The following is a 23,692-nucleotide window of genomic DNA, read 5'->3' on the forward strand; positions in this document are numbered from 1 at the left end:
CGCCCGTCGCTTCACCGGCCCAGCAGGGCACAACCCACGCCGGAAACGAACTCAAAACTGGATAGAAACTGGGGGCAACGTCAGCCGCACCGGCTTGACGATTTCGACGCCTATGTCGCCATGTGGGCCGATCCCGTTGTCACCCGCTTTATCGGCGGCAAGCCGCGCACGCGGGAGGAAAGCTGGATGCGCTTTCTACGCCACGCCGGCCTGTGGTCGCTTCTGGGCTACGGCTTCTGGGCGATCGAGGAAAAGGCGACCGGCCGCTTCATCGGCGAGGCCGGCTTTCACGATCTGAAACGCGACATGACGCCGTCGATCGAGGGCATTCCGGAGACCGGCTGGGCTCTGGTTTCGGGCGCGCATGGCCAGGGGTTGGCCAGCGAAGTCGTCGCACGGGAGCTTGCCTGGGGCGACGAGACGTTCGGCGCCGCGAAGACCGTCTGCATCATCGATCCGGAAAACACCGGATCGCTGAACGTCGCGGCAAAATGTGGTTATGGCGAAGTGCTGCGAACCGTCTACCAAGGCAAGCCGACCATCCTGCTGGAGCGGCAACCCTGACGGATGCTGTTTGGCACTGCCTGCCACGTCGTCGTCGGGCATCGAGTTCGCCAGCCTGAAATCGCGCAGGCCGATTGTGCCGCATGCAGCGCCTTCTGTCTTTGACAGGAGGACGCAAACTCTGCATGAATTTTGTCGAGCGGGTCTGAAGTCAGGCCACGTTTCTGGCAGGCACCGGAGGAGGTGTCGCGATTTGGAGGAATCCCATGCTGAACAGACGCCGATTCTTGATGAGCACCGCGGCAGCAGGTGCTGCCGGACTCGCAGCATCGCATTTTGTCCCCGCCTTCGCGCAGGACGCGCCGCAGCTGCAGATTTTCGTGCCGGCGGCGCCGGGCGGCGGCTGGGACCAGACGGCGCGCGCCATGGACCAGGTGCTGCGCAGCGAAAAACTGATCTCCGGCTCGCAGATCACCAATGTCGGCGGTGCAGGCGGCACTGTCGGCCTGCCGCAGTTCGTCAACCAGTGGAAAGGCAAGGGCAATGCGCTGATGGTGGCCGGCATGGTCATGGTTGGCGCCATCATCGCCAACAAGGCGGCCAACAACCTTACCGAAGTCACGCCGATCGCCCGCCTCACCGGCGAGTTCGAGGCGCTTGTGGTGCCGGCCGCCTCGCCGTTCAAGACGGCCGCGGACTTTGTCGCTGCCCTCAAAGCTGACCCGACGCAGGTTCCGGTCGCTGGCGGTTCGGCCGGCGGCTCGGACCACATCTTGTTCGGCCTCATCGCCAAGACCGTCGGTGTTCCGGCTACCAATCTCTCCTATGTGCCGTTTGCCGGCGGCGGCGAGGCGCTTTCGGCGCTGCTCGGCAACCAGGTCGCGGCCGGCATCTCCGGCTATGGCGAGTTCGCCGAACAGATCAAGGCGGGTGCGCTGCGGCTGCTGGCCATCTCCGCCGACAAACGCCAGGACGGGATCGATGCGCCGACGATGAAGGAAGCCGGCATCGATGTCGAGTTGTTCAATTGGCGCGGCGTCTTCGCACCGCCCGGCGTCTCAGACGCTGACAAGGCAGCAATGATCAAGCTGATCGAGACCATGGCCAAGAGCGACGCCTGGGCCACCGAATGCAAGAACCGCAACTGGACGCAGATCCTGCTTACCGGTGACGATTATGCGAAATTCGTCGCCGAAGACACGGCCCGCATCGGGACAATCCTCAAGGACCTCGGCCTGGCGTGATGCTCTCGGCAAGGGGCGGCCTGCGCCAACCCTTGCCGACTTTCGCCAGCCGCATGGACATACGCGGCGCCGGAGGTGAAACTACGAGATCGGCCGAGTGAGACCGGTCCAAGGAGAACCGGCCCCAAGGGACCGACATTGGGAGGACGATCATGAGCACCAGCGACCAGCAGGCGCCGCCGCGCCTTGCAGTGCCCGAACTGCTGATCGGCGTTGGGCTCCTCGCCTGTGCGGGTGCGGTTGCCTGGCAGACGCTGGCAATCCCGGTGTCGCCGCTCTATTCCAAGGTCGGTCCGACCGTATTTCCCTACATCACCATGACCGGGATGGCGATCCTGTCGCTGCTGCTCATCATTGCCGCCTTGCGGGGCGGCTGGCAGCCGGACGACGAAAAGGAGACGCCGACCGACTGGAAGGCGATGGGCATCGTCGCCCTCGGACTGATCGCCAATCTGGCGCTGATCCAGCCGCTCGGCTTTACCGCCGCATCTGTCATCATGTTCGTTCTCATCTGCCACGGTTTCGGCAGCCGGCGTCCGCTGCGTGATGTGCTGCTGGGGCTGATCCTGGCGCTGGCCGCCTATTTCGGTTTTGCCAGGGCGCTCGGCGTCAATATTGGCGCCGGCTTCATCGAAAACCAGCTGAACGCGATCGTCGATTCAGCGTTTCCGACGATCCGCCGACGCTGCTTGTGTGCATGAACGAGCGCTCGGCGCAGACCGGCTTGTTCCTTGCCAACCAGCGTTTCTGCGTCAACGTGCTGACGCAGTTACACACGCATCTGGCGGCAAAGTTCGCCGGCACGATCCGCGACATGGGCGAGCGCTACAATGCTGCCCGATGGCAAACCATGCCGTCCGGCATGCCGGCGCTACTCGACGCCATCGTCAGCTTCGACTGCGAGATCGGCGACGTGAACAAGGTTGGAACGCACAATGTGATGTTCGGCCGCGTCGTCGACATCCGCCACGGCAGCGACGAGGCGGCGCTGCTCTATGTCGGCCGCAACTACATGCAGCCAAGCGCGCTCGGCAGTTTTGGCGGGTAGAGGCTGTCAGGTCTGGTTTTCGGATGATTCCGACTGGATCAGGTTCTCCAGAAGGTCGAGCAGGTGCTCGTGCTGTTCGGCACCGTAGCGCTGCTCGATCGCATCGTAGATGGCGATTCGCTCGGGCGACAAATCCTCGATCAGCGCCAGCCCGGCCGGGCTGATTGCGAGCAGCGCCCGGCGGCCGTCGTCCTTGACCTTGTTGCGGGTGATGAACTGCCGCTCCTCCATCGCCTTGATGATGCGTGTGAGGCTGGGCGGCAGGATCGAGGTGCGATTGGCCAGTTCGGTCGCCTCCAGCGGACCGGCTTCGGCAAGCACACGCAGCACGCGCCATTGCTGTTCGGTGATGTCGTGCCGGGCAAGCATCGGCCGGAAATGCGCCATGATCACTTCCCGGGCGCGCAGTAGAGCCATCGGCAGGGAACGGCGAGTGCTGGGCGGTAACAAGGTCAGGTCTCCGACAATTCCAATTCTGATACGACTCGCACCTCACAATGAGGCTCGGATCGAGCTATATCCGCGATTTTGCCGGGGGCGGCAATCCCACCATTGGAGCTGTACCTCATAGAGAACGACACTTGACATTCCGTCGTCAAGATGTAATTCACATGTTAATTACAAGGTGGAGGAAACCTTGCCACATATGGCGATCGAATATTCGGCGAATCTCGACGCCAAGGTCGACATCAGCGCGCTTTGCACGCTGGTCGCGCGCACCATCCTCGAAACCGGCCTGTTCGAGCCGGGCGCGGTGAGGGTACGCGCTTTCCGCACCGAGGCATATGCGATCGCCGATCGTCTCCCGGAGAACGGGTTCATCGACATGAATTTCCGCATCGGCAAGGGCCGCAGCGCCGAGCAGAAGAAGCGCGCCGGCGAGGCGATCTTCACTACGGTTTCGGATCATCTCGCATCTCTGTTCACGACGCCGCATTTCGCGCTGTCGCTGGAGGTCCGCGAGATCGATGCCGAACTAAGCTGGAAAAAGAATGCCATCCACCCGCGCCTGCGCGGCAAGTGACAGGAACCCATATCATGGCGGCATTGGACGACAATCTGAGAAAGGCCGAGGCCTATCTGGAGCGCTTCAGGAGCGCGGGCGTGCTTAACCAGATCGGCGGCGAGGCCGTGCCGGCCGCCGACGGTTCGACATACGAGACAATCTCGCCGATCGACCTGAAGCCGATCGCCAAGGTGGCACGCGGCAAGGCTGCCGACATCGACCGCGCCGCCAAGGCGGCGAAGGCTGCCTTCCGCGACTGGGCGGCGATATCGGGCGACGCTCGCAAGAAGCAGTTGCATAAAATAGCCGACGCCATCGTCGCGCGCGCCGAGGAAATCGCTTTCGTCGAATGCATGGACACCGGCCAGTCATTGAAGTTCATGGCCAAGGCAGCGCTGCGCGGCGCGGAGAACTTTCGCTTCTACGCCGACCGCGCGCCGGAGGCGCGCGACGGCCACACGATCCGCGCACCGAACCAGGTCAACATGACGACGCGCGTGCCGGTCGGCCCGGTCGGCGTGATCACGCCGTGGAACACACCTTTCATGCTGTCGACCTGGAAGATCGCACCGGCGCTCGCCGCCGGCTGTACGATCGTCCACAAGCCGGCCGAGTTCTCGCCGCTGACGGCACGGCTTTTGGTCGAAATCGCCGAGGACGCGGGCCTGCCGAAAGGCGTGTGGAACCTCGTCAACGGTTTTGGCGAGGACGCTGGCAGAGCGCTGACCGAACACCCCGACATCAAGGCGATCGGCTTCGTCGGCGAAAGCCGCACCGGCTCGATGATCATGAAGCAGGGTGCCGACACGCTGAAGCGCGTGCATTTCGAGCTCGGCGGCAAGAACCCGGTCATCGTCTTTGCCGATGCCGACCTGGAGCGGGCGGCGGATGCCGCCGTCTTTATGATCTATTCGCTGAACGGCGAGCGCTGCACCTCGTCGTCGCGGCTGCTGGTCGAGGACAGCGTCTACGACAAGTTCACCGCGCTGGTGGCGGACAAGGCCAAGCGCATCAAGGTCGGCCATCCGCTCGACCCTGAAACCGTTGTAGGCCCGCTCATCCATCCGATGCATGAGGAAAAGGTTCTCTCCTATATCGAGATAGGCAAGTCGGAAGGCGCCGTCGTCGCCGCCGGCGGCGGCAAGTTCGCCGGTCCGGGCGGCGGCTGCTATGTCAGCCCGACGTTGTTCGTCGGCGCCACCAACAAGATGCGCATCGCCCAGGAAGAGATATTCGGACCCGTGCTGACCGCCATCTTGTTCAAGGACGAGGCCGAGGCGCTGGCGCTGGCCAACGACACCCAATACGGCCTGACCGGCTATCTCTGGACCTCGGACGTCACCCGCGCCTTCCGCTTCACCGACGCGCTCGACGCCGGCATGATCTGGGTCAATTCGGAGAATGTGCGCCACCTGCCGACGCCGTTCGGCGGCGCCAAGAACTCGGGCATCGGCCGAGACGGCGGCGACTGGTCGTTCGATTTCTACATGGAAACCAAGAACATCGCGTTCGCCACGGCGCCGCATTCCATTCAGAAGCTCGGCGGCTGACCGGAGACCCTCAAGATGCCCTTGCCCACACCCAATCTCTACCCGGCATTCAATATCGTGCGGCTCAGCCACGTCGAGCTGGCCGTCACCGACCTTGCGAAATCACGCGCTTTCTATGTCGACACGCTCGGCCTGCAGGTGACCGACGAGACCAAGGAAGCCATCTATCTGCGCGCCATGGAAGAGCGCGGCCACCACTGCATCGTGCTGCGCAAAGGCCCGACCGCGGAAGCCCGCGACCTCGGCTTCAAGCTGTTTTCCGACGACGATCTCGACAAGGCCGAGCACTTCTTCAAAGCCAAGGGCCTGCCGGTCGAGTGGGTTGATAGACCCTACCAGTCGCGCACCTTCCGCTCCCGCGACCCGCATGGCATTCCGCTCGAATTCTATTCGAAAATGGAGCGGCTGCCGCCGATCCATCAGAAATATGCGCTGTACAAGGGCGTCAAGCCGCTGCGCATCGACCACTTCAACTGCTTCTCGCCCAACGTCGATGAATCGGTGGCGTTCTACAACGAGCTTGGCTTCCGCGTCACCGAATACACGGAAGATGAAGCGACCGGAAAGCTGTGGGCGGCCTGGACGCACCGCAAGGGCGGCGTCCACGATATCGCCTTCACCAATGGCATTGGCCCACGCCTGCACCACGTCGCTTTCTGGGTGCCGACGCCGCTCAACATCATCGACCTGCTCGATCTTATGGCCACCACCGGCTGGTTGCCGAATATCGAGCGCGGCCCCGGCCGGCACGGCATCTCCAACGCCTTCTTCCTCTATATCCGTGATCCCGACAATCACCGCATCGAGATCTATTGCTCGGACTACCAGACGGTAGATCCCGACCTAGAGCCGATCAAATGGGACCTCAAGGACCCGCAGCGCCAGACGCTGTGGGGTGCACCGGCACCGAAGAGCTGGTTCGAGGAAGGCAGCAGCTTTGTCGGCGTCGAACCGCGTGCGTCCGAGCTGGCAGCCTCGCCGATCGTCGCGCCGTGACGCCGGCTAACTGCAGGGGAAACATATGAGCGCGGCACGTCTCGCCACCTTCACCGTCGGCGGCAAAACGCGCTACGGCGCGATCACGGCCAAGGGTGTTGTCGACCTGTCGGCGCGACACGCAAAGTGGCCGACTTTGCGCGAGGTGATAGAGGCCGGCGCACTGCGACGGCTGGCGGAAGAGGCGGACGCTTTCGCCGCCGATTTCCCGCTCGACGCCATCGCTTACGAGATACCCGTCCCCTCGCCCGAAAAGATCATCTGCGTCGGCGTCAACTATCCGGACCGTAACGAGGAGTACAAGGACGGACAGGCCGCACCCTCGAACCCGTCGCTGTTCATCCGTTTCCCGCGCTCCTTCGTCGGCCATGCCGCGCCGCTGGTCCGGCCGCCGGAATCGCCGCAATTGGACTATGAGGGCGAGATCGTCATCGTCATCGGCAAGGAGGGCCGCCGCATCGCCGAGGCGGATGCGCTCGGCCACATAGCAGCACTGTCGCTCTGCAACGAGGGCACTATCCGCGACTGGGTGCGCCACGCCAAGTTCAACGTCACCCAGGGCAAGAACTTCGACCGCACCGGTTCGATCGGACCGTGGCTGGTGCCGTTCACCGACGAGGCTCAGATCGCCGACATCGATCTCACCACCCGCGTCAATGGCGAAATCCGGCAGCAGGACCGCACCAGCCGCATGATCTTCTCCTTCCGCAAGATCATCAACTACGTCTCGACCTTCACCACGCTTGTTCCCGGCGACATCATCGTCACCGGTACGCCGACGGGCGCCGGCGCCCGCTTCGAGCCGCCTATCTGGCTGAAGCCGGGCGATGTCATCGAGGTCGGGGCCGACGGCATCGGCCTGCTCAGCAACGGCGTGGTCGACGAAGGAGCCGGCCGATGATGACGCCGGAACAGGTCGAGGACGCGGCCGCGAGGCTGTTCGAGGCCGAGCGCGACCGCCGCCAGATCGGGCTGCTCAGCCTCGATTTTCCGCAGGCGTCGATGGACGACGCCTATCGCGTGCAGGCAGCACTGGTGAAACGGAAGGTCGCATCGGGCCTGTCGATCAAGGGCTGGAAGATCGGCCTGACTTCGAAGGCGATGCAGTCGGCGCTCGCCATCGACATTCCCGATTCCGGTGTGCTGTTCGACGACATGTTCTTCGAGGACGGCGGCACCGTTCCAGCCGGCCGCTTCATCCAGCCGCGCATCGAGGCCGAGATCGCCTTCATCATGAAAGCACCGCTGGCCGGCCCGGACGTTTCGATCGACGACGTGCTCGACGCCACCGACTACATCACGCCGGCGCTGGAGATCCTCGATACCCGCATCGAGCGCGTCAACAAGGAGAGCGGCAGGATACGGACCATCTTCGACACCATCTCCGACAATGCCGCCAATGCCGGCATCGTCATCGGCGGCCGTCGTGCCGGGCCGCGCGAGGCGGACCTGCGCTGGATCGGCGCCATCCTGTCGCGCAATGGCGAGGTCGAAGAGACCGGGCTCGGCGCCGGCGTGCTCGACCATCCGGCGAAGGGCATCGCCTGGCTGGCCAACCGGCTGCATCAGTACGGCATGCAGATCGAGGTCGGACAGGTCGTGCTGTCGGGATCGTTCGTGCGCCCGGTAGAAGCGCGCCGCGGTGACAATATCATTGCCGATTTTGGCCCCTACGAAACGATCCGCATCGCTTTCGCCCAATAGCCGCCACCAAGATCATCGGTGGGATGAACGTCAAACACCCATAGCGGATTGCGAAACACAAGGCACTTGCAATGACGCCGGCGCCCCGAATGATGTTATTCGCCGGCCAAAGTTCTGGTTGGATTTCTGGATCAACCAGTTCACTGGATCATTTTTGGCGAGGCCGGACTTTCTCCCGTCGTCCGCTACGATAGCGCGCTTAGGGAATGTGTTACTGGCGATGAGACAAGCCGCCGGGATATCGGCCGCCGGCCTCATCGAATTCTTGCTGGCGACTAACGTCGCTTGGTCACGGCACCTGCGGTTCACCGGGCAACCGAGCATCGACCGGGCGTGCCGGGCAGCCAGTGCTATCGATTCGAGCGGCCGAGCGCCGTGGACGCAATCAGCAAAACGATCGAGGCGGCGATCAGGACCGTCGCGGCAGCGCGATGGTCGGCGTGAGCGTGTCGCGCGCGATGGTGAACATCTCGCGCGGCAAGGTGCGTTGTCCAGGACCGGCGAGGAACATCGTCACCACGACTTCGTCGAGCGAGGTGGCGAAGGCAAACAGCGCGCCCGACGCGATGCCCGGCAGGATGACCGGAAGCGTGACTTTGCGGAAAGTGAGGAAGGGCGGCGCCCCCATGCTGGCGGCCACCCAGAGCAGCCGCCTGTCGAGACCGGTGAGAACGGCCGAGACGGTCACCACGACGAAGGGAACGGCGAGCGAGGTGTGGCCCAGGATGAGGCCGGGAAAAGTCGCGGTCAGGCCGGTCATCGAGAACACGAAATACATGCCGACGCCGACGATGACCACCGGCGCGATCATCGGCACCAGCAGCAAGGCCGAGATCGTACGCCGGCCTGGCAGATTGGGGGCCGCGAGGCCGAGCGCGGCCATGGTGCCGAGCGGCGTCGCCAGCAGCGTCGTCGAGACAGCCAGAACAAGGCTGTTGCGCAGGGCATCCATCCAGGTCTGCATCGAGAAGAACTCGCGGTACCATTTCAGCGACCAGCCGGTGATGGGAAAGGTGAAATCGCCGCTGCTCTTGATCGAGAACAGCACGATTATGATCAGCGGCGCCATGAGGAAAGCCAGCACCATCATGGCCGTCAGCCCGAGGCCGAAGCGGCCAAGCCGGCCCGCGGTCGTTGGTCGTGGAGCGGACATACCTAGCCTCCTAACGCGGGCCGGCGCCGCTGCGGCTGAGCAGGGCGTTCTGGATGGCATAAAGCGAGAGCGTGACCTCTCCCGATGCGATCGCCCCCATGGAGGCCGGCCCGCCCTGGACAGCAATCAGTTCAAGGTCGATCCCCGCCTCCGCACAATACCCTTCATCCAGTGCGTAGATCACCGGCAGCATCGCGTCGGCGAGCAGATAGGCCATGCGGACCTTGACGTTTCCCGCGTTGGCCGAAAGTGCCGACACGGCGACCGATGTCAAAGCAAGCAGGCCGCCCATAAGGACTTTTCTGGTCACGCTGGTCATCTAGCCTTTTCCGTGCGCCGTTTATTATTTGAAACGCACATGTCACTGACTGTTGCCAAGACGATGTCCCTGCTTTGGCTCTTCAACGAAGAGGAGCCCGAGTTGAGCCTGCGCGATCTGGCGCTGCGGGCAGGATTGCACAATTCGACGACGCATCGGTTGCTTGTTTCCCTGGCCGAGGAATGGCTTTGTCGAGCAGAACCCCGAAACCCAGAAATACCGGCTAGGAAGGGCCTTGTTGCGGCTTGCTCGAATCCGGGAGGCAGTCTTCCCGCTCGTGGCCCTTGCACAGCCAATCGTCGACCGTCTTGTGCTTGAGACTGGAGAGACCGCGTATGCTACCTTGCCCCATAAGGCGGGCATGGCACCGTTGCAATCGAGGAAAGTCGGCAGCCGAATCGAGTTTCCGTGCTGGCCTCTCAACATTTGCCATTCCATGCGACGGCTGCCGGCCTAGCGTTTCTGTCGTACAATACTAGCGAGACGCGCGACAAAGCCCTGACACAAGACTGGAGGCCTCACCGAGAAAGCCCCGACCTCTCGCGCGGTACTGGAGGAACACATGCGGCAAACCCGCATTGCAGGATGCGGCTTCGTAGATCAGACGTTTTACGACGGCGTCAACAGAATCGCGTCGCCGATCTTCGGCGCTGGCGGATCAGCATCGGTGCGGTGTCGATCTCCGCTCCCATGCAGCGGCTCTCAGACGAGATCATAAGATCCTATGCCGAGGCAGTGAAGCGCGCGGCCGTAACCATTTCCAGGTCAGTGGGCTACGAGCCGCCCAACGACTTCCTGTCGATGCTGGGCGCGAAAGAACGGTAGTTCTCGCGCGATAGTCAGCATGGCACAGCGCTGTGGTTCCCGAAGGTAGCCGATCATCGTTAACCGAGGACTAATCTGCCAAAGTAGTCTTGTCTGGTTATATATCACCCTTGGCGGCGAGTTCGGTCAGGAGTCCGAAAAGTCGTGAGCGGTCGGCCGGCTCGAATCTGTGCAGGCCCATCAATTCGAGCATCATGATCCCTTCGCATGCCATCCAGACGACGCGAGCATGGTCGACATCGTTTGCCTCCGCCTCGATCATGCGTGCATAGTTCTGATAGGCTTCGCGAACCGGCCGCATCAACCTAGGATCCTCCGCCAGCGCAAGCAGCATCGCCTCCGCATAGGAGGGTGCCTGCGGATCGGTGGCAGAAAACGTCTCGAGATAGGCGCGCAACGTCGCGGACGGTTCGCCGGAAACCAGATCGCGGCTGCGCCTGAAGCGTTCATCCCAATCCTCACAGAGATCCTTGAGCAGCGCCTCGAACAGCTTGGCCTTGCTCGGAAACGAGTGAAGAACCGCCCCTTTGGTGGCACCGATCTCCCTTGCCACGGCCTCAAGGGTGACGTTTCCCGCTCCACGCTCGAAAGCGATCCGTCTTGCCGCCGCGATCATATTCTGTCTGTCGAACTTGCGCCTTGCCACCCGGTAAACCTTCCTGTTACATACCTTCTGGTCGGTATAAATGATAATACGAGACGCTGCCGACGGAAAGCCAAAACATTCCAGGACGCGGGAAGCGATGATCGAAGCCAGAATTGTCAGCGTCGAACAATTGTCGCCGGACGTGAAGTCCTTTGCAGTCGAATCTGTCACAGGCAAGCGCATGCCTGCGACCGCGCCTGGTTCGCACATTGACCTCCACCTCACCAACAGTCTGATCCGTCAATACTCGCTTTACGAGGAAACGGACGGAAGCCGGTACAAGTTCGCCGTCAAACACGTCCCAAATTCGAGGGGCGGCTCGCGGTTCATTCACGAGAACCTCGCAAAAGGCGATAAGATTACGATTTCTCCGCCACGCAACAACTTCATTCTTGGGCGCCACCCGCACACGCTACTCATTTCAGGCGGAATCGGCATTACGCCGATCATGTCCATGACGCGAGCGCTCGCCACCGAAGCCCGGAGCTTCGCCCTCCACTATTTCTGCCGTGACGCAAATGCGCCGTTCAAGGATTTCGTCGACGGACTGGCAGTGGATGCATATGCGTCATGTCATGTCGGGTTGGATCCGATGGCGACCGCGCGCAAGCTCCACGAACTCATTGTCAGCGACCTGCCTGCGCAGACTCATATTTACGTGTGCGGCCCTGAACCACTGATGGACGAGACCATCAGGCTCGGGACGCCAAAGCTAGGCACACACGCTGTCCATCTCGAGCGGTTCAGCCCCAAAAGCTCCACCACCGACCAGACCGACCAGGCTTTTGTCGTGAAGCTTGCCCGAACCGGGAAGGTCCTCGAAGTGCCGGCGGGCCAGTCACTTCTGTCGGTCCTTGTCGGGGCTGGAGTTCGCATATCCTCTTCCTGCGGAGAGGGCGTGTGCGGCTCGTGCGTCACAGGCGTTCTCTCCGGCATCCCCGACCACCGTGATTCCTTCCTGACCGAGGAGGAAAGGGAATCGGGGCAGGACATCTGCCCCTGTGTGTCGCGTGCCAGGACGCCGGAACTGACCCTCGATCTTTAGAACCACGGAAACTGAATGGGAGCAGCACCATGACGATCGTAGCCAGAACCCATGAACCGCAGACAAACTTCGACTGGGCGCCAGGCCATTGTTTGCCGCAGCCCCTTTATCTGTCGGAGGACATATTCCGCTCCGATGTGCGGATGCTGTTGAATGGTCAATGGCTTCTGGTCGACCACGAAAGCCGGATTCCCAATCCGGGTGACTACTTCTTGTTCGAGATCGGGGCCGAGAGCATCATCGTCCTGCGATCCCGATCTGGCGCCGTGAACGCCTTCCACAATGTCTGCCGCCACCGCGGCTCGCGTATCTGCCTGGAGCCGGAAGGCAGCAAGCGGATACTCACCTGCCCATATCACGCTTGGAGCTACGATCTCGACGGCAAGCTGCGGGCCGCGCACTTGATGCCAGAGGATTTCGACCATTCGCAGATCTCACTGGAACCGGTCCATGTCGGCGTTTTCGAGGGGTTACTTTTCCTGAATGCGGCCGTCGACAAACCGCCCTCTTTCGAGGAGTTCGTGGCGCCCTTCCGCGAACTGCTTCGGGGGCAAGGCGTGGCGGTCGGCAAGATAGCGGCGCGCAAGCTCTACCCGACGCAAGCGAATTGGAAGCTGGTCGTCGAGAACTTCTTCGAATGTTACCACTGCAACACCGCACACCCGACCTACTGCTCGGTCCACGACAAAATGAAGATGCTCGCCTTTGGCGCGGGCGCGGGATCGGGGGACCGCGAGGCCGTCCATGAATACGAGAAAAAACTGAAGGAATGGGAAGTGAAGTCGGCTGCCCTTGGATATCCGATCGGCATGTTCGCAGACGGACCGGACACCCGCTTCTTCAGGTCGGGCAACCGCCTTCCGATCTCGGACGATGCGAAGACCGAAAGCGTCGACGGCAAACCCGTGGCGCCGCTAATGTCCGCCTACGGCGAATTCGACGGGGGACAGACAGGATGCGTCTTTAATCCCCTGAGCACGATACTGGTCAACAATGACCATGCTGTGATCTTCCGCTTCACACCACGTGGCCCGCAATCGACCGATGTCGATGCGATCTGGATCGTCCGCGGCAATGCACGTGAAGGCATCGATTTCGTGCCGGAAGAACTGATGCGAGTTTGGGACGTGACGCTTCGGGAAGACAAGACAATCACCGAAAACAATCAGAAAGGTGTCAACTCGTCCGCCTACAGGCCGGGCCGATACTCCACCCAGGAAAAGCGCATCTCGGAGTTCGCTGATTGGTACATGGGGATGCAGCTCGAGCCCACAGCGCCGAGCGCGGCCTGACAGAGACGCGGCACCGCGGTAGAAGTCCTTCTTCAGCCCTCCGTCCGCGCGGATCCCCCGCTCGGCCCGCGCGTTTTCTCCCCCACCCAGTTGCGGGGAGCGGCAGTTTGGAACGCCGGCAGCTCCGCACAGCGCTCCACGATCGCATTGACGCTGTGCAACGCGCCTATGTCAACATTCCAGCGGCGGGCGTTGTAGACCTGTGGCACCAAGCACAGATCGGCCATGGTCGGCCCGTCGCCATGGCAAAAGTGGACCTTGGCCGGATTGTCGAGCATCTTCTCGAACGCCGGCCAGCCCCTCGCCGATGAACTTCTGCATCCAGGCGGCCCGGACCTCCTCGCCGCCGCCGGTCAGGAGCATCACATGGCTGACCGGGCCGAGGTTGCAGATTGGATGGATGTCAGCGGCGATCGTATAAGCCAGCTTTCTCACCCGCGCGCCCGGCAGGCTCCGACGGCAGCAGGCCGGTGTCCGGACGGGTCTCGTCCAGAGCGCTTGACAAAATAGCGCCAGCCCATTCAATTCGACGCATTCACCAGGGGAGTCCCGGCAAGGGGCTGAGATACTGCTGGCTTTCGCGGCGCAGTGACCCGTTGAACCTGATCCAGTTCATACTGGCGTAGGGACGGTGCAAGCGCTTTGCGGGGGTTTACACCCGAGGTCCTGTTTCGAGCAGGTCGACCAAGCGTCTTTTCATCCTTCCGGCACAGAACTGGGTCTCCAATGCATGAGCAAAGGAGCCTCAAGATGAATGCCCTCACCCCCGCCGTGTCGACGGGACCGCTGCCCGCCTCACGGAAAATCCACAAGCCCGGTGCCATCCACCCGCAGATCAGGGTGCCGATGCGCGAAATCTCCGTCCATCCGACGGCCGGCGAGCCGCCCGTCACCGTCTACGATTCGTCCGGCCCCTACACCGAACCGACTGTCGGAACCAGCATCGAAAAGGGCCTTGTGCGGCTTCGCCACGAATGGGTCACCGCGCGCGGCGACGTCGAACCCTATGACGGCCGCCATGTCCGGCCGGAAGACAACGGATTCGCGACTGGCGAGCGCCTGACGCCGGAATTTCCAGTCCGCAACCGGCCACTCAGGGCCAAGACCGGCAGGGCTGTGACCCAGCTTGCCTATGCGCGCGCCGGCATCATCACGCCAGAAATGGAGTTCGTCGCCATCCGCGAAAACCTCGGACGCGAAATCCTGCGCGGCAAGCTGCAACGCGACGGCGAGGCCTTCGGCGCATCGATACCAGATTTTGTCACGCCTGAGTTCGTCCGCGACGAGGTGGCGCGCGGCCGGGCAATCATTCCCGCCAACATCAACCACCCTGAGGGAACAGCACAGGCGCACCTGCATCAACAACCAGTTGATCAAGCTGGCGCTTCAGGCCTTCTGGCTTGAAGGGGATCCACCTGTTGAGTTGCGATGACCAGAACGTCTTGTCCACATGCGGGCCCAGATGGCCGTTGCTATACATGGTTTCGATCAATTCGCGAGTGAAGCCGCCGACAAGTGTGCGCACTCCGTCGGATATCGGTCCGAAGGTCGTGACCATGCCGGAGGTGCCCATACCACCAAGGCAGCCGGTGGCTTCGATCAAAAGGACGCCCAAGCCGAGCCGTGCCCCGCACACGGCTGCCGCCGTGCCAGCCGGCTCGCCGCCAGCGACTACCAGGTCATAACCTTTAATCGTCGATCCGTCTGGAAAATTGAAAAGTCATGAGGAACAAATCTAGCTATGGGGGCCGGTTCGCCGCAGGATTGCACCTTGGGATTTCAGCAGCGCCAGCACCGGCGCAGGCGGCACGTCACTGATAGGAACGTTGTGACGCAATGATACGGCGGCCAAAGCTCCGGCTGCGTGTCCAGTAACCATGCATGTCGCCTGACCTCGGACTGAGCTCCCAGCTTCGTGGTCGGCCGAAATCGCCCGGCCTCCTACCGCGACGTTGCGACAGCCGAGCGGCACCAGGCAGCGTAGGGGCACACCAAATGACCGGGTTAATCGCTTGTAGTGGATGTCGCCGAGCGGCCCTGCCCTCTCGTCGCCAGGCTTCACGTCATGAATGTCGAAGGGATAGGACGACAGCCCAATCTGGTCTTCGAACTGGCGCCCCCGAACATGTCGTCCTTGTCGAGGACATAGGATCCGACGATGTGACGCGACTCGCGGATTCCGAAGTGATCCGGGGATGACGAAATAAAGATGTTCTGGAGCCCAGGCACGTATTTGCGCAGAAAGTGAATCGCCTCCAGCATTTGGCGCTGGCACTCCACATCCGCAGCTGTGACCGAAAAGGGATCATCGACGACAACGCGATGAACGCGGGTTATGTTTATTCCAAGCATGTCGCGGCCGGGCAGCGTATAGACGATCACGTTGCTGCGCGGGATCGTGAAATCCCCATTGCGTTTGGCGTCGTCGACCAACGGCCCGAAGCCGGAAAATGCGACCCCTGGCGCATCACGCACGATCCTGACGAGGTATTGCGCCTTGGTGACCGGATCGCCATCCTAAGAGACGGAGAAATCATCCAGCAAGGAACCGGACAGAACATCATGCTGCGGCCGGCCGACGACTATATTGCCCGGTTCGTGCGCGAGGTTAATCGCAGCAAAGTGGTGAAGGCCGCCTCGATCATGAATGAACTCAGGGGTCGTCCGCCCGTCGGGCCGGAATTAGAGGACGACGCCTCACTTGAGAATGCGGTCAAAAACTGTGACAGCGACAGGCAGCCGCACTGCACACCTAGTCGATAAGCAGGGAACCGCGGTCGTCGAGGTAACGCTCGAGTCGCTGGTTGCAGCGATGATGACTCCGGCCGAAAGCTGAAGCGGGTCGTCCTAAGGTGCTTGCGCACTTTTCGGCGACAAGCATCAGCCGGCAGCTTTGACCGCTCTGACTTCATCAAGCAACCAGGTCCGGAATGACCTGACGACCGGTCGATCGAGGATCGTCGGAGGCGTCAGCAATCGGTAAGCGAACCTCGAGGAGAGGCTGAGCGCATGCGGAAATAACTGGGCCAGGCGGCCAGCCTTGATGTCGTCGGCGACAAGGGTCGAATTTCCCAGAACGATACCCTGCCCTTGGATAGCCACCTCGAGCGCGAGATAGGTCTGTGAAACGTGCAGCCCGCGTTTGACATCCACGCCATGCACACCCGCCGCAAGCAGCCAGGAGTGCCAGTCAGGCCAGGCATCGTTCTTGCCACGCCAGTCGACGTGAATAAGATGCTGTGACTTCAAGTTCTCTGGGTCGGAAAGACCGGGGTTTGCATCCAGCATGCTCGGCGCACACACGGGCGATATCCGTTCGTCAAAGAGTTGTTCGGCATGCAGTCCGTCAGGTGGAACCGCGCCGAACCTAACCGACAAGTGGGGGCCTTTTTCGCTTAGCGGAAGGTTCTGATCGGACACGTCCAACCTTAGCTCGACCTCGGGGTACTGGCGGCAGAACGCGCCAAGTCTGGGAACCAGCCATTTTGTCGCAAAGGACGGCGAGGTGGTGATGCTCAAGGTTCGGCGCTTCGCGTCACCAATCCAGTTTGTAGCGCGCCGCAGCAGCGTGAAGGCGTCTTGGGCGCTGACAAGAAGCAACTCCCCGTTCTCGGTAAGCTTCAGGGATCGGGCATTGCGTTCGAAAAGCATCGTGCCGATCTCCTTCTCAAGTTGGCGGATCTGATTGCTCACCGCAGCGGGCGTGACATTCAGTTCCTCGGCCGCCCTGGAGAAATTCAAGTGGCGAGCCGCGCATTCGAACACGTAGAGCGTTGCTAGCCCTGGCAGTCTTTTCATGTGGGGTCGACAACTTTCCGTTTAAGCCCCTTCAATAAGATATCGTTTGTGGTTTGCAAAGAACCGCCTCAGCCTGAAGCAAGAGCAGGCGAGCCCCATGGTTGCATTGACGGTTCACGACCTCAGGACGTTGGACGGCCTACACGGCGACGGCGCTGCCTTGGCCATGAAGCTTGTCGTTGGAGTGGCTGAGTCTCTTGATGCGGCCAACCTGATCGATGTCTCGTCAGCACACATAACTGGCTGCTTCTACAATGGTCAGCCTAGCCTCGACTTCGCTGAAAAACTTGCCACCGCCAAAGCGCGAGTTAGTGTGCCCACTACCTTGAACTCTACCGCCCCTCCGGCGTGCCTGTTCAACAACGGATGCTCAGAGCTGCTGAGCCGACGCTATCCTCCATCTTCTGCCGAATGCTTAGACGGCGCTCGCTTGATGCACCTGTACACGGTCCTAGGCTGTCGACCGACGTTCACCTGTGCTCCTTACGAATTGCCGACAGTGCCCAAGCTAGGTGAGCAGATTGCTTGGGCGGAATCAAACGCCGTGATGTACGCAAACTCGGTGCTTGGCGCCAGAACCAACAAGTACGGCGAGTTCATAGACATCAGTGCAGCGATAACTGGCCGGGTACCGAATTTCGGCCTGCATCGGGATGAAAACAGATTTGGCAGTTTGCTGGTGGAGGTTGTCGGCGCGCCCGAAGATCGCTTCGAGCTGCAGGTCTGGTGCAATCTTCTGGGCCTTGCCGTTGGCCGGTCCGCCCAGGACCGGATACCGGTCTTGCTAGGCATGCCGAAAGCAACGAGCAGCAACAGCCTCCGGCACTTCGGCGCGGCGGCGTCGGTGGTCAGCGGCCTCGCCATGTTTCACGCAGTGGGGCTGACACCGGAAGCCGCGAGTTGCGAGGAAGCCCTCGGCGGACTGAAGCCTGAGGAACGCATCTCGATCGACGCCAAGCAGATCTCCAGCCTTCGTAGCCAATTGCTGGGAGACAGGTCAGCCCCACTGACAGCAGTCTGCCTGGGCACTCCGCATATGAGCCTCGCCGAGTTTCAAGAGGTGATCGAACTGCTCGATGGTCGCAAGGTCTCCGGGAACGTCCGACTGATAATCACGACCAACAGGCATACGCTGGGTAAGCTTCGCGACGAAAAGCTTGAAAATCTCATCACGGAATGCGGCGCCGAAATCATCGTCGATACCTGCTCCTACATTCCGGGAATGCTCGACGAAACGCCGGGTTTGATGATGTCCAATTCCTCGAAATGGGCATTTCGCGCGCCCAACACGTTGAAGGTAAACGCATGCCTTGGCACCACTAGGGAATGCATCGAGTCGGCGGTCCGCGGCCGGATATCCCTGGACCAGTATGCGTGGGGCTGACCGATGATCTCAGACGCTCTTCCGATCCTTGCCCTGGAAAAGCCGATCAACCTCTGGGGCGGCCTAGATCCTCGGGACGGTACAATTACGGATGGAGGTCACCCGCAACGGGGGCAGTCCATAGCCGGAAAAGTCGTGATCTTGCCTGGCACCCATGGTTCGTCCAGCGGTGTATCGATCTTGATCGATGCTGTGAGACGCGGGTTTGGCCCTGCCGCGATCGTGGTGCGGCGCCCGGATCCGCAAATTGCGATCGCCTCACTGCTCGCCAGAGAGCTGTACGGGACAACCCTACCCGTCAAGGTCGCCAATGCGGATGAGTATTCGCAACTCGAAAAGCAGCGCTCGATAAGCGTTGCGCACCTCTTTCCCAGCAGGGACCAGAATTCATGAAGCTTGTCACCTACGCCGTCTCGACCTCGCTGGGTCGAGCTGAACGGCTTGGAGCAGTTCACGGCGACGCCGTCGTCGATCTTCAGCTTGCCTATGGCGCCTGCCTTCTGGACAACGATACGGTCGACATTTTCGCCGCCGACCGAATGGCTGCTGCAGTGGTCCCGACGGATATGACCGCCTTCCTCGAAGGCGGGTCCGTGAGCATGGCAGCCGCGCGGCAGGCTCTTGAATGGGCCGTTCGAGCCCCGAGCGACACCACGCAAAGCGGCGCAAGGTTTCGGTGGCCAATGTCGCAGGTCCAACTGCTTGCACCAGTGCCGCGACCTCGTACGGTCCGCGACTGCATGGCGTTCGAACAGCATGTCACGAACGGGTACAAAGCGATTGGGCGAACGGTGCCTCCGGAATGGTACCAGATCCCTGCCTATTACAAGGTGGCCCCGACATCGATATCGGGCACCAATGGTGTCGTTCTTTGCCCAACGCAAAGCAAATGGCTCGACTTCGAGCTGGAATATGCCGCAGTCATTGGCCGCCGCGGAAGTTCCATCAACGCCGCCGATGCAATGGCCCACGTGGCTGGTTTCGTCATCTACAACGACTTCAGTGCCCGAGACCTGCAGAAGGTCGAGATGGCCGTAGGCCTTGGGCCTGCCAAGGGCAAGGACTTCAACACTGGAACCGTAATAGGTCCCGCCCTGGTCACGCTGGATGAGATTGGTGACCCATACACTCTAACCATGTCGGCCCGATTGAACGGAACCGAACTTGCAAAGGGAAAAACCGGCGACGCGTTCTGGCGCTGGGAAGCAATCATCGAGTTCATCTCAAGGGACGAAACCCTGCTTCCAGGAGACATCATTGGATCGGGGACCCTTGGAGGGGGCTCCTTGCTTGAGCAGGGTCTGCCGCCTCTAAAGGCGGGGGATGTTGTCGAACTCGAAGTAGAAAAAATTGGGGTACTCAAAACGACTGTTGGTTAGTCGACTACGCAACTGCGTCCGACAATTTGGGAGGGCACTATGATCACTGCTTCGAAATTCTTGCGGAATAGCTTGGGAAACCGGCGCGACTTCATCAAGGCCGCCGGCGCCCTCGGCCTGGCGGCCGCAACGTCAAACTTGATTGGATCGAAGGCACAGGCGGCTGAGCCGAAAAGAGGCGGCAAGTTTCGCCAGGCCCTCAAGGGAGGGGCAACCTCCGACTCGCTGTGGCCGGGGCAGTTGACCGATAGCCACCCCTGGAATGTCAGCACCCAGATAAGAAGCACGCTTACGGAGGTTTCTCCGACTGGCGAATTGGTCGGCGAGCTCGCAGAAAGCTTCGAACCGGCAGCCGGGGGCGCCCAGTGGTTGTTCAAACTTAGGAAGGGAATCGAATTTCACAGCGGCAAATCGCTAACCCCTGAAGACGTCATCTACAGCTTAAACCAACATCGCGGACCCGACACGAAGTCGCAAGCCGTCGGCGTCATGTCATCCGTTACCGATATCAAGGCTGACGGCAAAGACGGTGTGCGCATCACCCTCAAAGGACCAAACGTCGATTTCCCGTACGTCCTGGCTTTCTTCAAGTTGGCTGTCGGACCAGAAGGAACAACCGGCGCCGATTGGGACAAGGGCGTTGGGACGGGGCCTTATATACTCACTTCCTGGCAGGCCGGGGTCAGGGCAACGACAAAGCGCAATCCAAATTACTTCAAACCCGGCAAGCCCTATTTCGATGAGGTCGAAACTCTCAACGTGCCGGACGATGCGGCGAGGTTTTCAGCGCTCCAATCAGGACGGGCCGACGCGATCGAATCGCCAGACTTCAGGGTCATCGAGGCCGCGTCCAAGCTATCGTCGCTGAAAATCATCGAGGTGTCGGGGAATACGCACTACACGTTCCCAATGCTCACGAACCTCAGTCCATTCGACAATGTCGACCTTCGGAAGGCGCTCAAATTTGGCGTCAATCGCGATGAGATGGTCAAGAAGATCCTGCGCGGACATGGTTACGTCGGCAATGACCATCCTATCGGAAGAAACCAGGCCTTCTTTGCGAAGGACCTCGCTCAAACCGTCTATGACCCCGACAAGGCGAAATTCCACATGAAGAAGGCGGGTTTGGGCGACATTTCGCTTGAGCTCCATGCTGCCGACGCGGCATTCGCCGGTGCTGTCGATGCAGCCCAACTTTATCAGATCGGTGCCGAGAAGGCAGGCATAAAAATCAATATCGTCCGGGAGCCCAACGATGGATATTGGGGGCAGGTTTGGCGCCACAAGCCGTGGAGCGCCTGCTTCTGGACCGGCCGGACCACAGCCGACTGGATCCTGTCCGAGGTCTACGCAAGCGATGCAAGCGCCAACGATACGAATTGGAAGAACGAGCGGTTTGATCAGCTTCTCGCTGCGGCGCGAAGTGAACTCGACAAAAACAAGCGCGCGGTCCTCTATGCGGATTTGCAAGAAATACTGCGGGATGAGGGGGGAACCGTCATCCCGATGTTCGCGAACGTGATTTGTGCGGTCGGTTCAAAAATCCAGACCGGTCCGGTGGTGGGGAGCGACTTCCCAATGGATGGCGAGAAGAACCACGAACGGTGGTGGTTCGGATAGCTTGCGAACACCATTCCCGAACTGTCATAGCGCGAAATTCATGATCAACGCTTCACTTTTGCACTGCCCCTTCGAGGTTGTTCTGGTTGCTCCGGAAACTGCCAATCCAGGGCCGCTAGCGGTCATCTTCCCCGATATCTGGGGGGTGCGAGCGGCAATGGTGACGATCGCCAAGACGATCGCCGAATTGGGCGCCACGGTCGTCGTGCCAAACTTCTACGACACTTTTGGATACAAGCTCGGGACGATCGACGGCTTACCGAATGTGGTCGCGAAGGAAAATGAAAATCATCTTCTGGCGCTCGGAGACAAGCTAACGGATGAAGACGTCGTGTCCTCGACACGCGCGATGCTGCACTGTCTGAAGGACGGCGTCGCACCCAACGGGGCGACCTCTCTGGCCGTAGGCTTCTGTATGGGTGCTAGGCACGTTCTTCGGGTGGCGGAGCGGTATCCCGAGGACTTCCGCGTTATGGCTTGTCTGCATGGTACTGACATGCTGCCCGAAACGCCCCAGGCACGTGCCTCGATGAAGAAAAGCATTCGCGGAGATCTGTATTTCGGCTTTGGGTCTGGAGATCCCTACACGCCACCCGAAGAGATCAAAAGAGTCCGGCGCGCGTTCAACCGCGATAAGGTCGATATGGCGATCAGGGTACATCGCGGAGCCAACCACGGCTATGCAGTTCCAGATCGTCCTCACTATGATAGCAATTCGGCTCAGATCGATTTCGAACAGATAGCTAAAATGATTACGCTGGCTCGGTAGGACCGGCTTTCATAGTCAAAATCTGGTCCGCTAAAAACTGCTCGATGAAATTGGACAAGGCTGCCTCTCTAGAGGGCGATGACATTAGGTTGCGGAGTAGCCTGAGTTGATCAGGTAATTTCGACATTCTAGCGGGCTGAACTGGTCGAGCAGAGACCCGATGCGCCTCCAGGTGGCTTCAGGGGCACGCTCGGCCGCCTTTCTCAAGAGGTGTTTGAGCTTGGCGAAGACCTGCTCGATCGGATTGAGGTCGGGGGAGGAGGCCCGGCAAAAATTTCTGAGTAAGCCCCGCTTTGCAGGACAGACAGTTTTGTGGCGTTTACGAGCAATCGGGACTGCTCGATAGCGCGAGTGGCCTCAACGACGACAGAAGGGGGAATGGCAAGATGATCGGAGCGAATTCGATCCGCATACTGACGCTCGGTGCCGCGTTGCTGACGGCCGACATGGCCTGCGCGCAGATGCCTGGCGAAGGCAAGTCGGTACAGCCGATTACGAACGGCCAGACAAATCACGTCTTTCAGCATGAGGCGGTGCGGCTGGGCCTCGAGGCGCTTGGCTATCAGGTCAAACCGGCGCTCGAGGCCGACTATCCGGCCCTGCACCTGGCAATCGGCCAAGGCCAGGCCGACTATACCGCCACACACTGGGCGCCGCTGCATCAAAGCTTCTATGATGCTGCGGGTGGCGATCAGACGTTACACGCGCAGGTGTTCTTATCGCGGGCGCCGGCCAAGGCTATTACATCGACAAGGCTACCGCCGATAATACAAGATCAAGTCTTTTGATCAACTGGTTTTACCGGATATTGCCAAGCTGTTTGACAGTGACGGAGACGGCAAGGCCAATCTGGCAGGGTGTAACCCTGGCTGGGGGTGCGAGCGCGAAATCGAGCACCAACTCGATGCCTACAAGCTGCGTAGCAGCGTCACACACGACCAGGGCAGTTACTTCGCATTGATGGCTGACGTCATCACCCGCTTTAAGGCTGGCCAGCCGATCTTCTACTACACCTGGACACCGCTGTGGGTAGGTTCTGTGCTGCAGCCGGGACGTGCTGCCAGCGATAGTAGCGATACGGCACTTCATCCCGGATTCAAGGTCAACGATATCGACATTCTGGCGAACAAGGCTTTCCTGGCGGAAAATCCGGCTGCCAAGAAGTTCTTCGAGTTGGTGAAAATCCCGTTGGCGGATGCCAACGCGGTCATTTTGCGAGAGCACAACGGCGAGGAAAAGCCGGAGCAGATCACTCAACAGGCTAAGGAGTGGGTCGCCCAGCATCAGACTGTGTTCGACGGCTGGGTAAAGGAAGCGGCGGCAGCGAAATAGCCTAAGGGGTAAACGACCGTTGGACGAAAGGATAGGCGGCAGGTGGTTGGCCGTCACGGCCGAAGTGGCCCGGCATGC

Annotated in this window: 26 protein-coding genes, 5 pseudogenes and 1 riboswitch; of the genes and pseudogenes, 22 read left to right on the top strand and 9 right to left on the bottom strand. The window is 60.8% G+C overall.

Going from position 1 to position 23,692, the window contains the following annotated elements:
- Positions 1 to 57: 57 nt before the first annotated feature.
- From NKH21_RS26950 to NKH21_RS26965, 4 genes are all read left to right on the top strand, one after another.
- Positions 58 to 564, top strand: coding sequence for a GNAT family N-acetyltransferase (locus NKH21_RS26950; RefSeq protein WP_352868783.1), 507 nt, complete (start codon positions 58 to 60; stop codon positions 562 to 564).
- Between the two features lie 206 nt (positions 565 to 770).
- Complete coding sequence (locus tag NKH21_RS26955; protein ID WP_352868634.1) at positions 771 to 1,748, top strand: Bug family tripartite tricarboxylate transporter substrate binding protein; 978 nt, start codon at positions 771 to 773, stop codon at positions 1,746 to 1,748.
- Positions 1,749 to 1,900: 152 nt separating this feature from the next.
- Positions 1,901 to 2,449 carry a tripartite tricarboxylate transporter TctB family protein gene (locus tag NKH21_RS26960; protein WP_352868637.1) on the top strand — a complete coding sequence of 183 codons (549 nt, stop codon included), beginning with the start codon at positions 1,901 to 1,903 and terminating at the stop codon, positions 2,447 to 2,449.
- Entirely contained in the window at positions 2,446 to 2,796 is a 351-nt protein-coding gene (locus NKH21_RS26965; protein WP_352868640.1) for a flavin reductase family protein, read from the top strand. Before NKH21_RS26960 ends, NKH21_RS26965 begins: the two co-directional genes overlap by 4 nt.
- 6 nt (positions 2,797 to 2,802) lie before the next feature.
- Here the strand turns inward: NKH21_RS26965 and hpaR are convergent, their stop codons facing one another.
- Positions 2,803 to 3,213 carry a homoprotocatechuate degradation operon regulator HpaR gene (gene hpaR, locus NKH21_RS26970; RefSeq protein WP_352868642.1) on the bottom strand — a complete coding sequence of 137 codons (411 nt, stop codon included), beginning with the start codon at positions 3,211 to 3,213 and terminating at the stop codon, positions 2,803 to 2,805.
- A gap of 220 nt (positions 3,214 to 3,433) precedes the next feature.
- Here hpaR and NKH21_RS26975 point away from each other — a divergent pair, with 220 nt between their 5' ends.
- From NKH21_RS26975 to hpaH, 5 genes are read left to right on the top strand one after another with little or no spacing between them, the layout of a single operon-like run.
- A complete protein-coding gene (locus NKH21_RS26975) occupies positions 3,434 to 3,820 on the top strand; it encodes a 5-carboxymethyl-2-hydroxymuconate Delta-isomerase (protein ID WP_352868645.1) in 387 nt (128 codons plus the stop codon).
- Between the two features lie 14 nt (positions 3,821 to 3,834).
- Positions 3,835 to 5,352, top strand: a complete 1,518-nt coding sequence (hpaE, locus tag NKH21_RS26980) for a 5-carboxymethyl-2-hydroxymuconate semialdehyde dehydrogenase (RefSeq protein ID WP_352868648.1) — start codon at positions 3,835 to 3,837, stop codon at positions 5,350 to 5,352.
- 15 nt (positions 5,353 to 5,367) lie between these two features.
- Positions 5,368 to 6,348, top strand: a complete 981-nt coding sequence (gene hpaD / locus NKH21_RS26985; RefSeq protein WP_352868651.1) for a 3,4-dihydroxyphenylacetate 2,3-dioxygenase — start codon at positions 5,368 to 5,370, stop codon at positions 6,346 to 6,348.
- 25 nt (positions 6,349 to 6,373) lie between these two features.
- Positions 6,374 to 7,249 (top strand): fumarylacetoacetate hydrolase family protein, encoded by an 876-nt coding sequence (locus tag NKH21_RS26990; protein WP_352868654.1) that lies wholly within the window; start codon positions 6,374 to 6,376, stop codon positions 7,247 to 7,249.
- Entirely contained in the window at positions 7,246 to 8,052 is an 807-nt protein-coding gene (gene hpaH, locus NKH21_RS26995) for a 2-oxo-hept-4-ene-1,7-dioate hydratase (RefSeq protein ID WP_352868657.1), read from the top strand. Before NKH21_RS26990 ends, hpaH begins: the two co-directional genes overlap by 4 nt.
- A gap of 409 nt (positions 8,053 to 8,461) precedes the next feature.
- On the opposite strand, the gene NKH21_RS27000 is transcribed toward hpaH, so the two are convergent.
- Entirely contained in the window at positions 8,462 to 9,205 is a 744-nt protein-coding gene (locus NKH21_RS27000; RefSeq protein WP_352868659.1) for an ABC transporter permease, read from the bottom strand.
- 10 nt (positions 9,206 to 9,215) lie between these two features.
- Positions 9,216 to 9,524, bottom strand: a complete 309-nt coding sequence (locus NKH21_RS27005) for an ABC transporter substrate-binding protein (protein ID WP_352868661.1) — start codon at positions 9,522 to 9,524, stop codon at positions 9,216 to 9,218.
- Positions 9,525 to 9,563: 39 nt separating this feature from the next.
- On the opposite strand from NKH21_RS27005, the gene NKH21_RS27010 reads away from it, so the two are divergent.
- The gene (locus NKH21_RS27010) at positions 9,564 to 9,842 is read left to right on the top strand and encodes a helix-turn-helix domain-containing protein (protein ID WP_352868663.1); all 279 of its coding nucleotides are present in this window, start codon (positions 9,564 to 9,566) and stop codon (positions 9,840 to 9,842) included.
- A 604-nt stretch (positions 9,843 to 10,446) separates the two neighbouring features.
- On the opposite strand, the gene NKH21_RS27015 is transcribed toward NKH21_RS27010, so the two are convergent.
- The gene (locus NKH21_RS27015; protein WP_352868665.1) at positions 10,447 to 10,995 is read right to left on the bottom strand and encodes a TetR/AcrR family transcriptional regulator; all 549 of its coding nucleotides are present in this window, start codon (positions 10,993 to 10,995) and stop codon (positions 10,447 to 10,449) included.
- A 97-nt stretch (positions 10,996 to 11,092) separates the two neighbouring features.
- On the opposite strand from NKH21_RS27015, the gene NKH21_RS27020 reads away from it, so the two are divergent.
- The 3 genes and pseudogenes from NKH21_RS27020 to NKH21_RS27030 all read left to right on the top strand — a co-directional run bounded on the left by NKH21_RS27020 (position 11,093) and on the right by NKH21_RS27030 (position 13,332).
- Positions 11,093 to 12,040, top strand: a complete 948-nt coding sequence (locus tag NKH21_RS27020) for a PDR/VanB family oxidoreductase (RefSeq protein WP_352868668.1) — start codon at positions 11,093 to 11,095, stop codon at positions 12,038 to 12,040.
- Positions 12,041 to 12,183: 143 nt separating this feature from the next.
- Positions 12,184 to 12,378, top strand: a pseudogene (locus tag NKH21_RS27025) (Rieske 2Fe-2S domain-containing protein); the annotation flags it as partial.
- 183 nt (positions 12,379 to 12,561) lie between these two features.
- Entirely contained in the window at positions 12,562 to 13,332 is a 771-nt protein-coding gene (locus NKH21_RS27030) for an SRPBCC family protein (RefSeq protein ID WP_352868786.1), read from the top strand.
- A gap of 32 nt (positions 13,333 to 13,364) precedes the next feature.
- Here the strand turns inward: NKH21_RS27030 and NKH21_RS27035 are convergent.
- Positions 13,365 to 13,825: pseudogene (locus NKH21_RS27035) on the bottom strand (maleylacetoacetate isomerase family protein); the annotation flags it as partial.
- Between the two features lie 37 nt (positions 13,826 to 13,862).
- Positions 13,863 to 13,979, top strand: a riboswitch (TPP riboswitch).
- A gap of 103 nt (positions 13,980 to 14,082) precedes the next feature.
- On the opposite strand from NKH21_RS27035, the pseudogene NKH21_RS27040 reads away from it, so the two are divergent.
- A pseudogene (locus NKH21_RS27040) lies at positions 14,083 to 14,667 on the top strand (phosphomethylpyrimidine synthase ThiC); the annotation flags it as partial.
- On the opposite strand, the gene NKH21_RS27045 reads toward NKH21_RS27040, so the two are convergent.
- Together NKH21_RS27045 and NKH21_RS27050 are read right to left on the bottom strand one after the other, a co-directional pair.
- A complete protein-coding gene (locus NKH21_RS27045; protein ID WP_352868671.1) occupies positions 14,654 to 14,968 on the bottom strand; it encodes an FAD-dependent oxidoreductase in 315 nt (104 codons plus the stop codon). The pseudogene NKH21_RS27040 and the gene NKH21_RS27045 sit on opposite strands and share 14 nt — an antisense overlap.
- A gap of 99 nt (positions 14,969 to 15,067) precedes the next feature.
- Positions 15,068 to 15,684, bottom strand: a pseudogene (locus tag NKH21_RS27050) (FAD-dependent oxidoreductase).
- On the opposite strand from NKH21_RS27050, the gene NKH21_RS32870 reads away from it, so the two are divergent.
- The gene (locus NKH21_RS32870) at positions 15,577 to 16,095 is read left to right on the top strand and encodes a hypothetical protein (RefSeq protein ID WP_502911919.1); all 519 of its coding nucleotides are present in this window, start codon (positions 15,577 to 15,579) and stop codon (positions 16,093 to 16,095) included. The pseudogene NKH21_RS27050 and the gene NKH21_RS32870 sit on opposite strands and share 108 nt — an antisense overlap.
- Before the next feature lie 117 nt (positions 16,096 to 16,212).
- Here the strand turns inward: NKH21_RS32870 and NKH21_RS27060 are convergent, their stop codons facing one another.
- Positions 16,213 to 17,130, bottom strand: a complete 918-nt coding sequence (locus NKH21_RS27060) for a LysR substrate-binding domain-containing protein (RefSeq protein WP_352868674.1) — start codon at positions 17,128 to 17,130, stop codon at positions 16,213 to 16,215.
- A gap of 97 nt (positions 17,131 to 17,227) precedes the next feature.
- Between NKH21_RS27060 and NKH21_RS27065 the strand changes: the two genes are divergently transcribed.
- The 5 genes from NKH21_RS27065 to NKH21_RS27085 are packed head-to-tail and all read left to right on the top strand — an operon-like array spanning position 17,228 to position 22,282.
- On the top strand, positions 17,228 to 18,514 hold the full coding sequence (locus NKH21_RS27065) for an aconitase X (RefSeq protein ID WP_352868677.1): 1,287 nt from the start codon (positions 17,228 to 17,230) through the stop codon (positions 18,512 to 18,514).
- A 3-nt stretch (positions 18,515 to 18,517) separates the two neighbouring features.
- Positions 18,518 to 18,907 carry an aconitase X swivel domain-containing protein gene (locus tag NKH21_RS27070; RefSeq protein WP_352868679.1) on the top strand — a complete coding sequence of 130 codons (390 nt, stop codon included), beginning with the start codon at positions 18,518 to 18,520 and terminating at the stop codon, positions 18,905 to 18,907.
- Entirely contained in the window at positions 18,904 to 19,893 is a 990-nt protein-coding gene (locus NKH21_RS27075) for a fumarylacetoacetate hydrolase family protein (protein ID WP_352868681.1), read from the top strand. Before NKH21_RS27070 ends, NKH21_RS27075 begins: the two co-directional genes overlap by 4 nt.
- 39 nt (positions 19,894 to 19,932) lie before the next feature.
- Positions 19,933 to 21,513 carry an ABC transporter substrate-binding protein gene (locus NKH21_RS27080; RefSeq protein ID WP_352868684.1) on the top strand — a complete coding sequence of 527 codons (1,581 nt, stop codon included), beginning with the start codon at positions 19,933 to 19,935 and terminating at the stop codon, positions 21,511 to 21,513.
- 40 nt (positions 21,514 to 21,553) lie between these two features.
- Positions 21,554 to 22,282 carry a dienelactone hydrolase family protein gene (locus tag NKH21_RS27085; protein ID WP_352868687.1) on the top strand — a complete coding sequence of 243 codons (729 nt, stop codon included), beginning with the start codon at positions 21,554 to 21,556 and terminating at the stop codon, positions 22,280 to 22,282.
- Positions 22,283 to 22,366: 84 nt separating this feature from the next.
- Here NKH21_RS27085 and NKH21_RS27090 read toward each other — a convergent pair.
- A pseudogene (locus NKH21_RS27090) lies at positions 22,367 to 22,540 on the bottom strand (IS630 family transposase); the annotation flags it as partial.
- Positions 22,541 to 22,575: 35 nt separating this feature from the next.
- On the opposite strand from NKH21_RS27090, the gene NKH21_RS27095 reads away from it, so the two are divergent.
- Positions 22,576 to 23,070: a type 2 periplasmic-binding domain-containing protein gene (locus tag NKH21_RS27095; RefSeq protein WP_352868690.1), complete on the top strand. Its 495-nt coding sequence runs from the start codon at positions 22,576 to 22,578 to the stop codon at positions 23,068 to 23,070.
- A 28-nt stretch (positions 23,071 to 23,098) separates the two neighbouring features.
- Positions 23,099 to 23,614 (top strand): glycine betaine/L-proline ABC transporter substrate-binding protein ProX, encoded by a 516-nt coding sequence (gene proX, locus NKH21_RS27100; protein WP_352868788.1) that lies wholly within the window; start codon positions 23,099 to 23,101, stop codon positions 23,612 to 23,614.
- Positions 23,615 to 23,692: the final 78 nt, after the last annotated feature.

Origin of the sequence: Mesorhizobium sp. M1329, assembly GCF_040318035.1 — a bacterium.
In the GTDB taxonomy this organism is placed as follows: Bacteria; Pseudomonadota; Alphaproteobacteria; order Rhizobiales; family Rhizobiaceae; genus Mesorhizobium.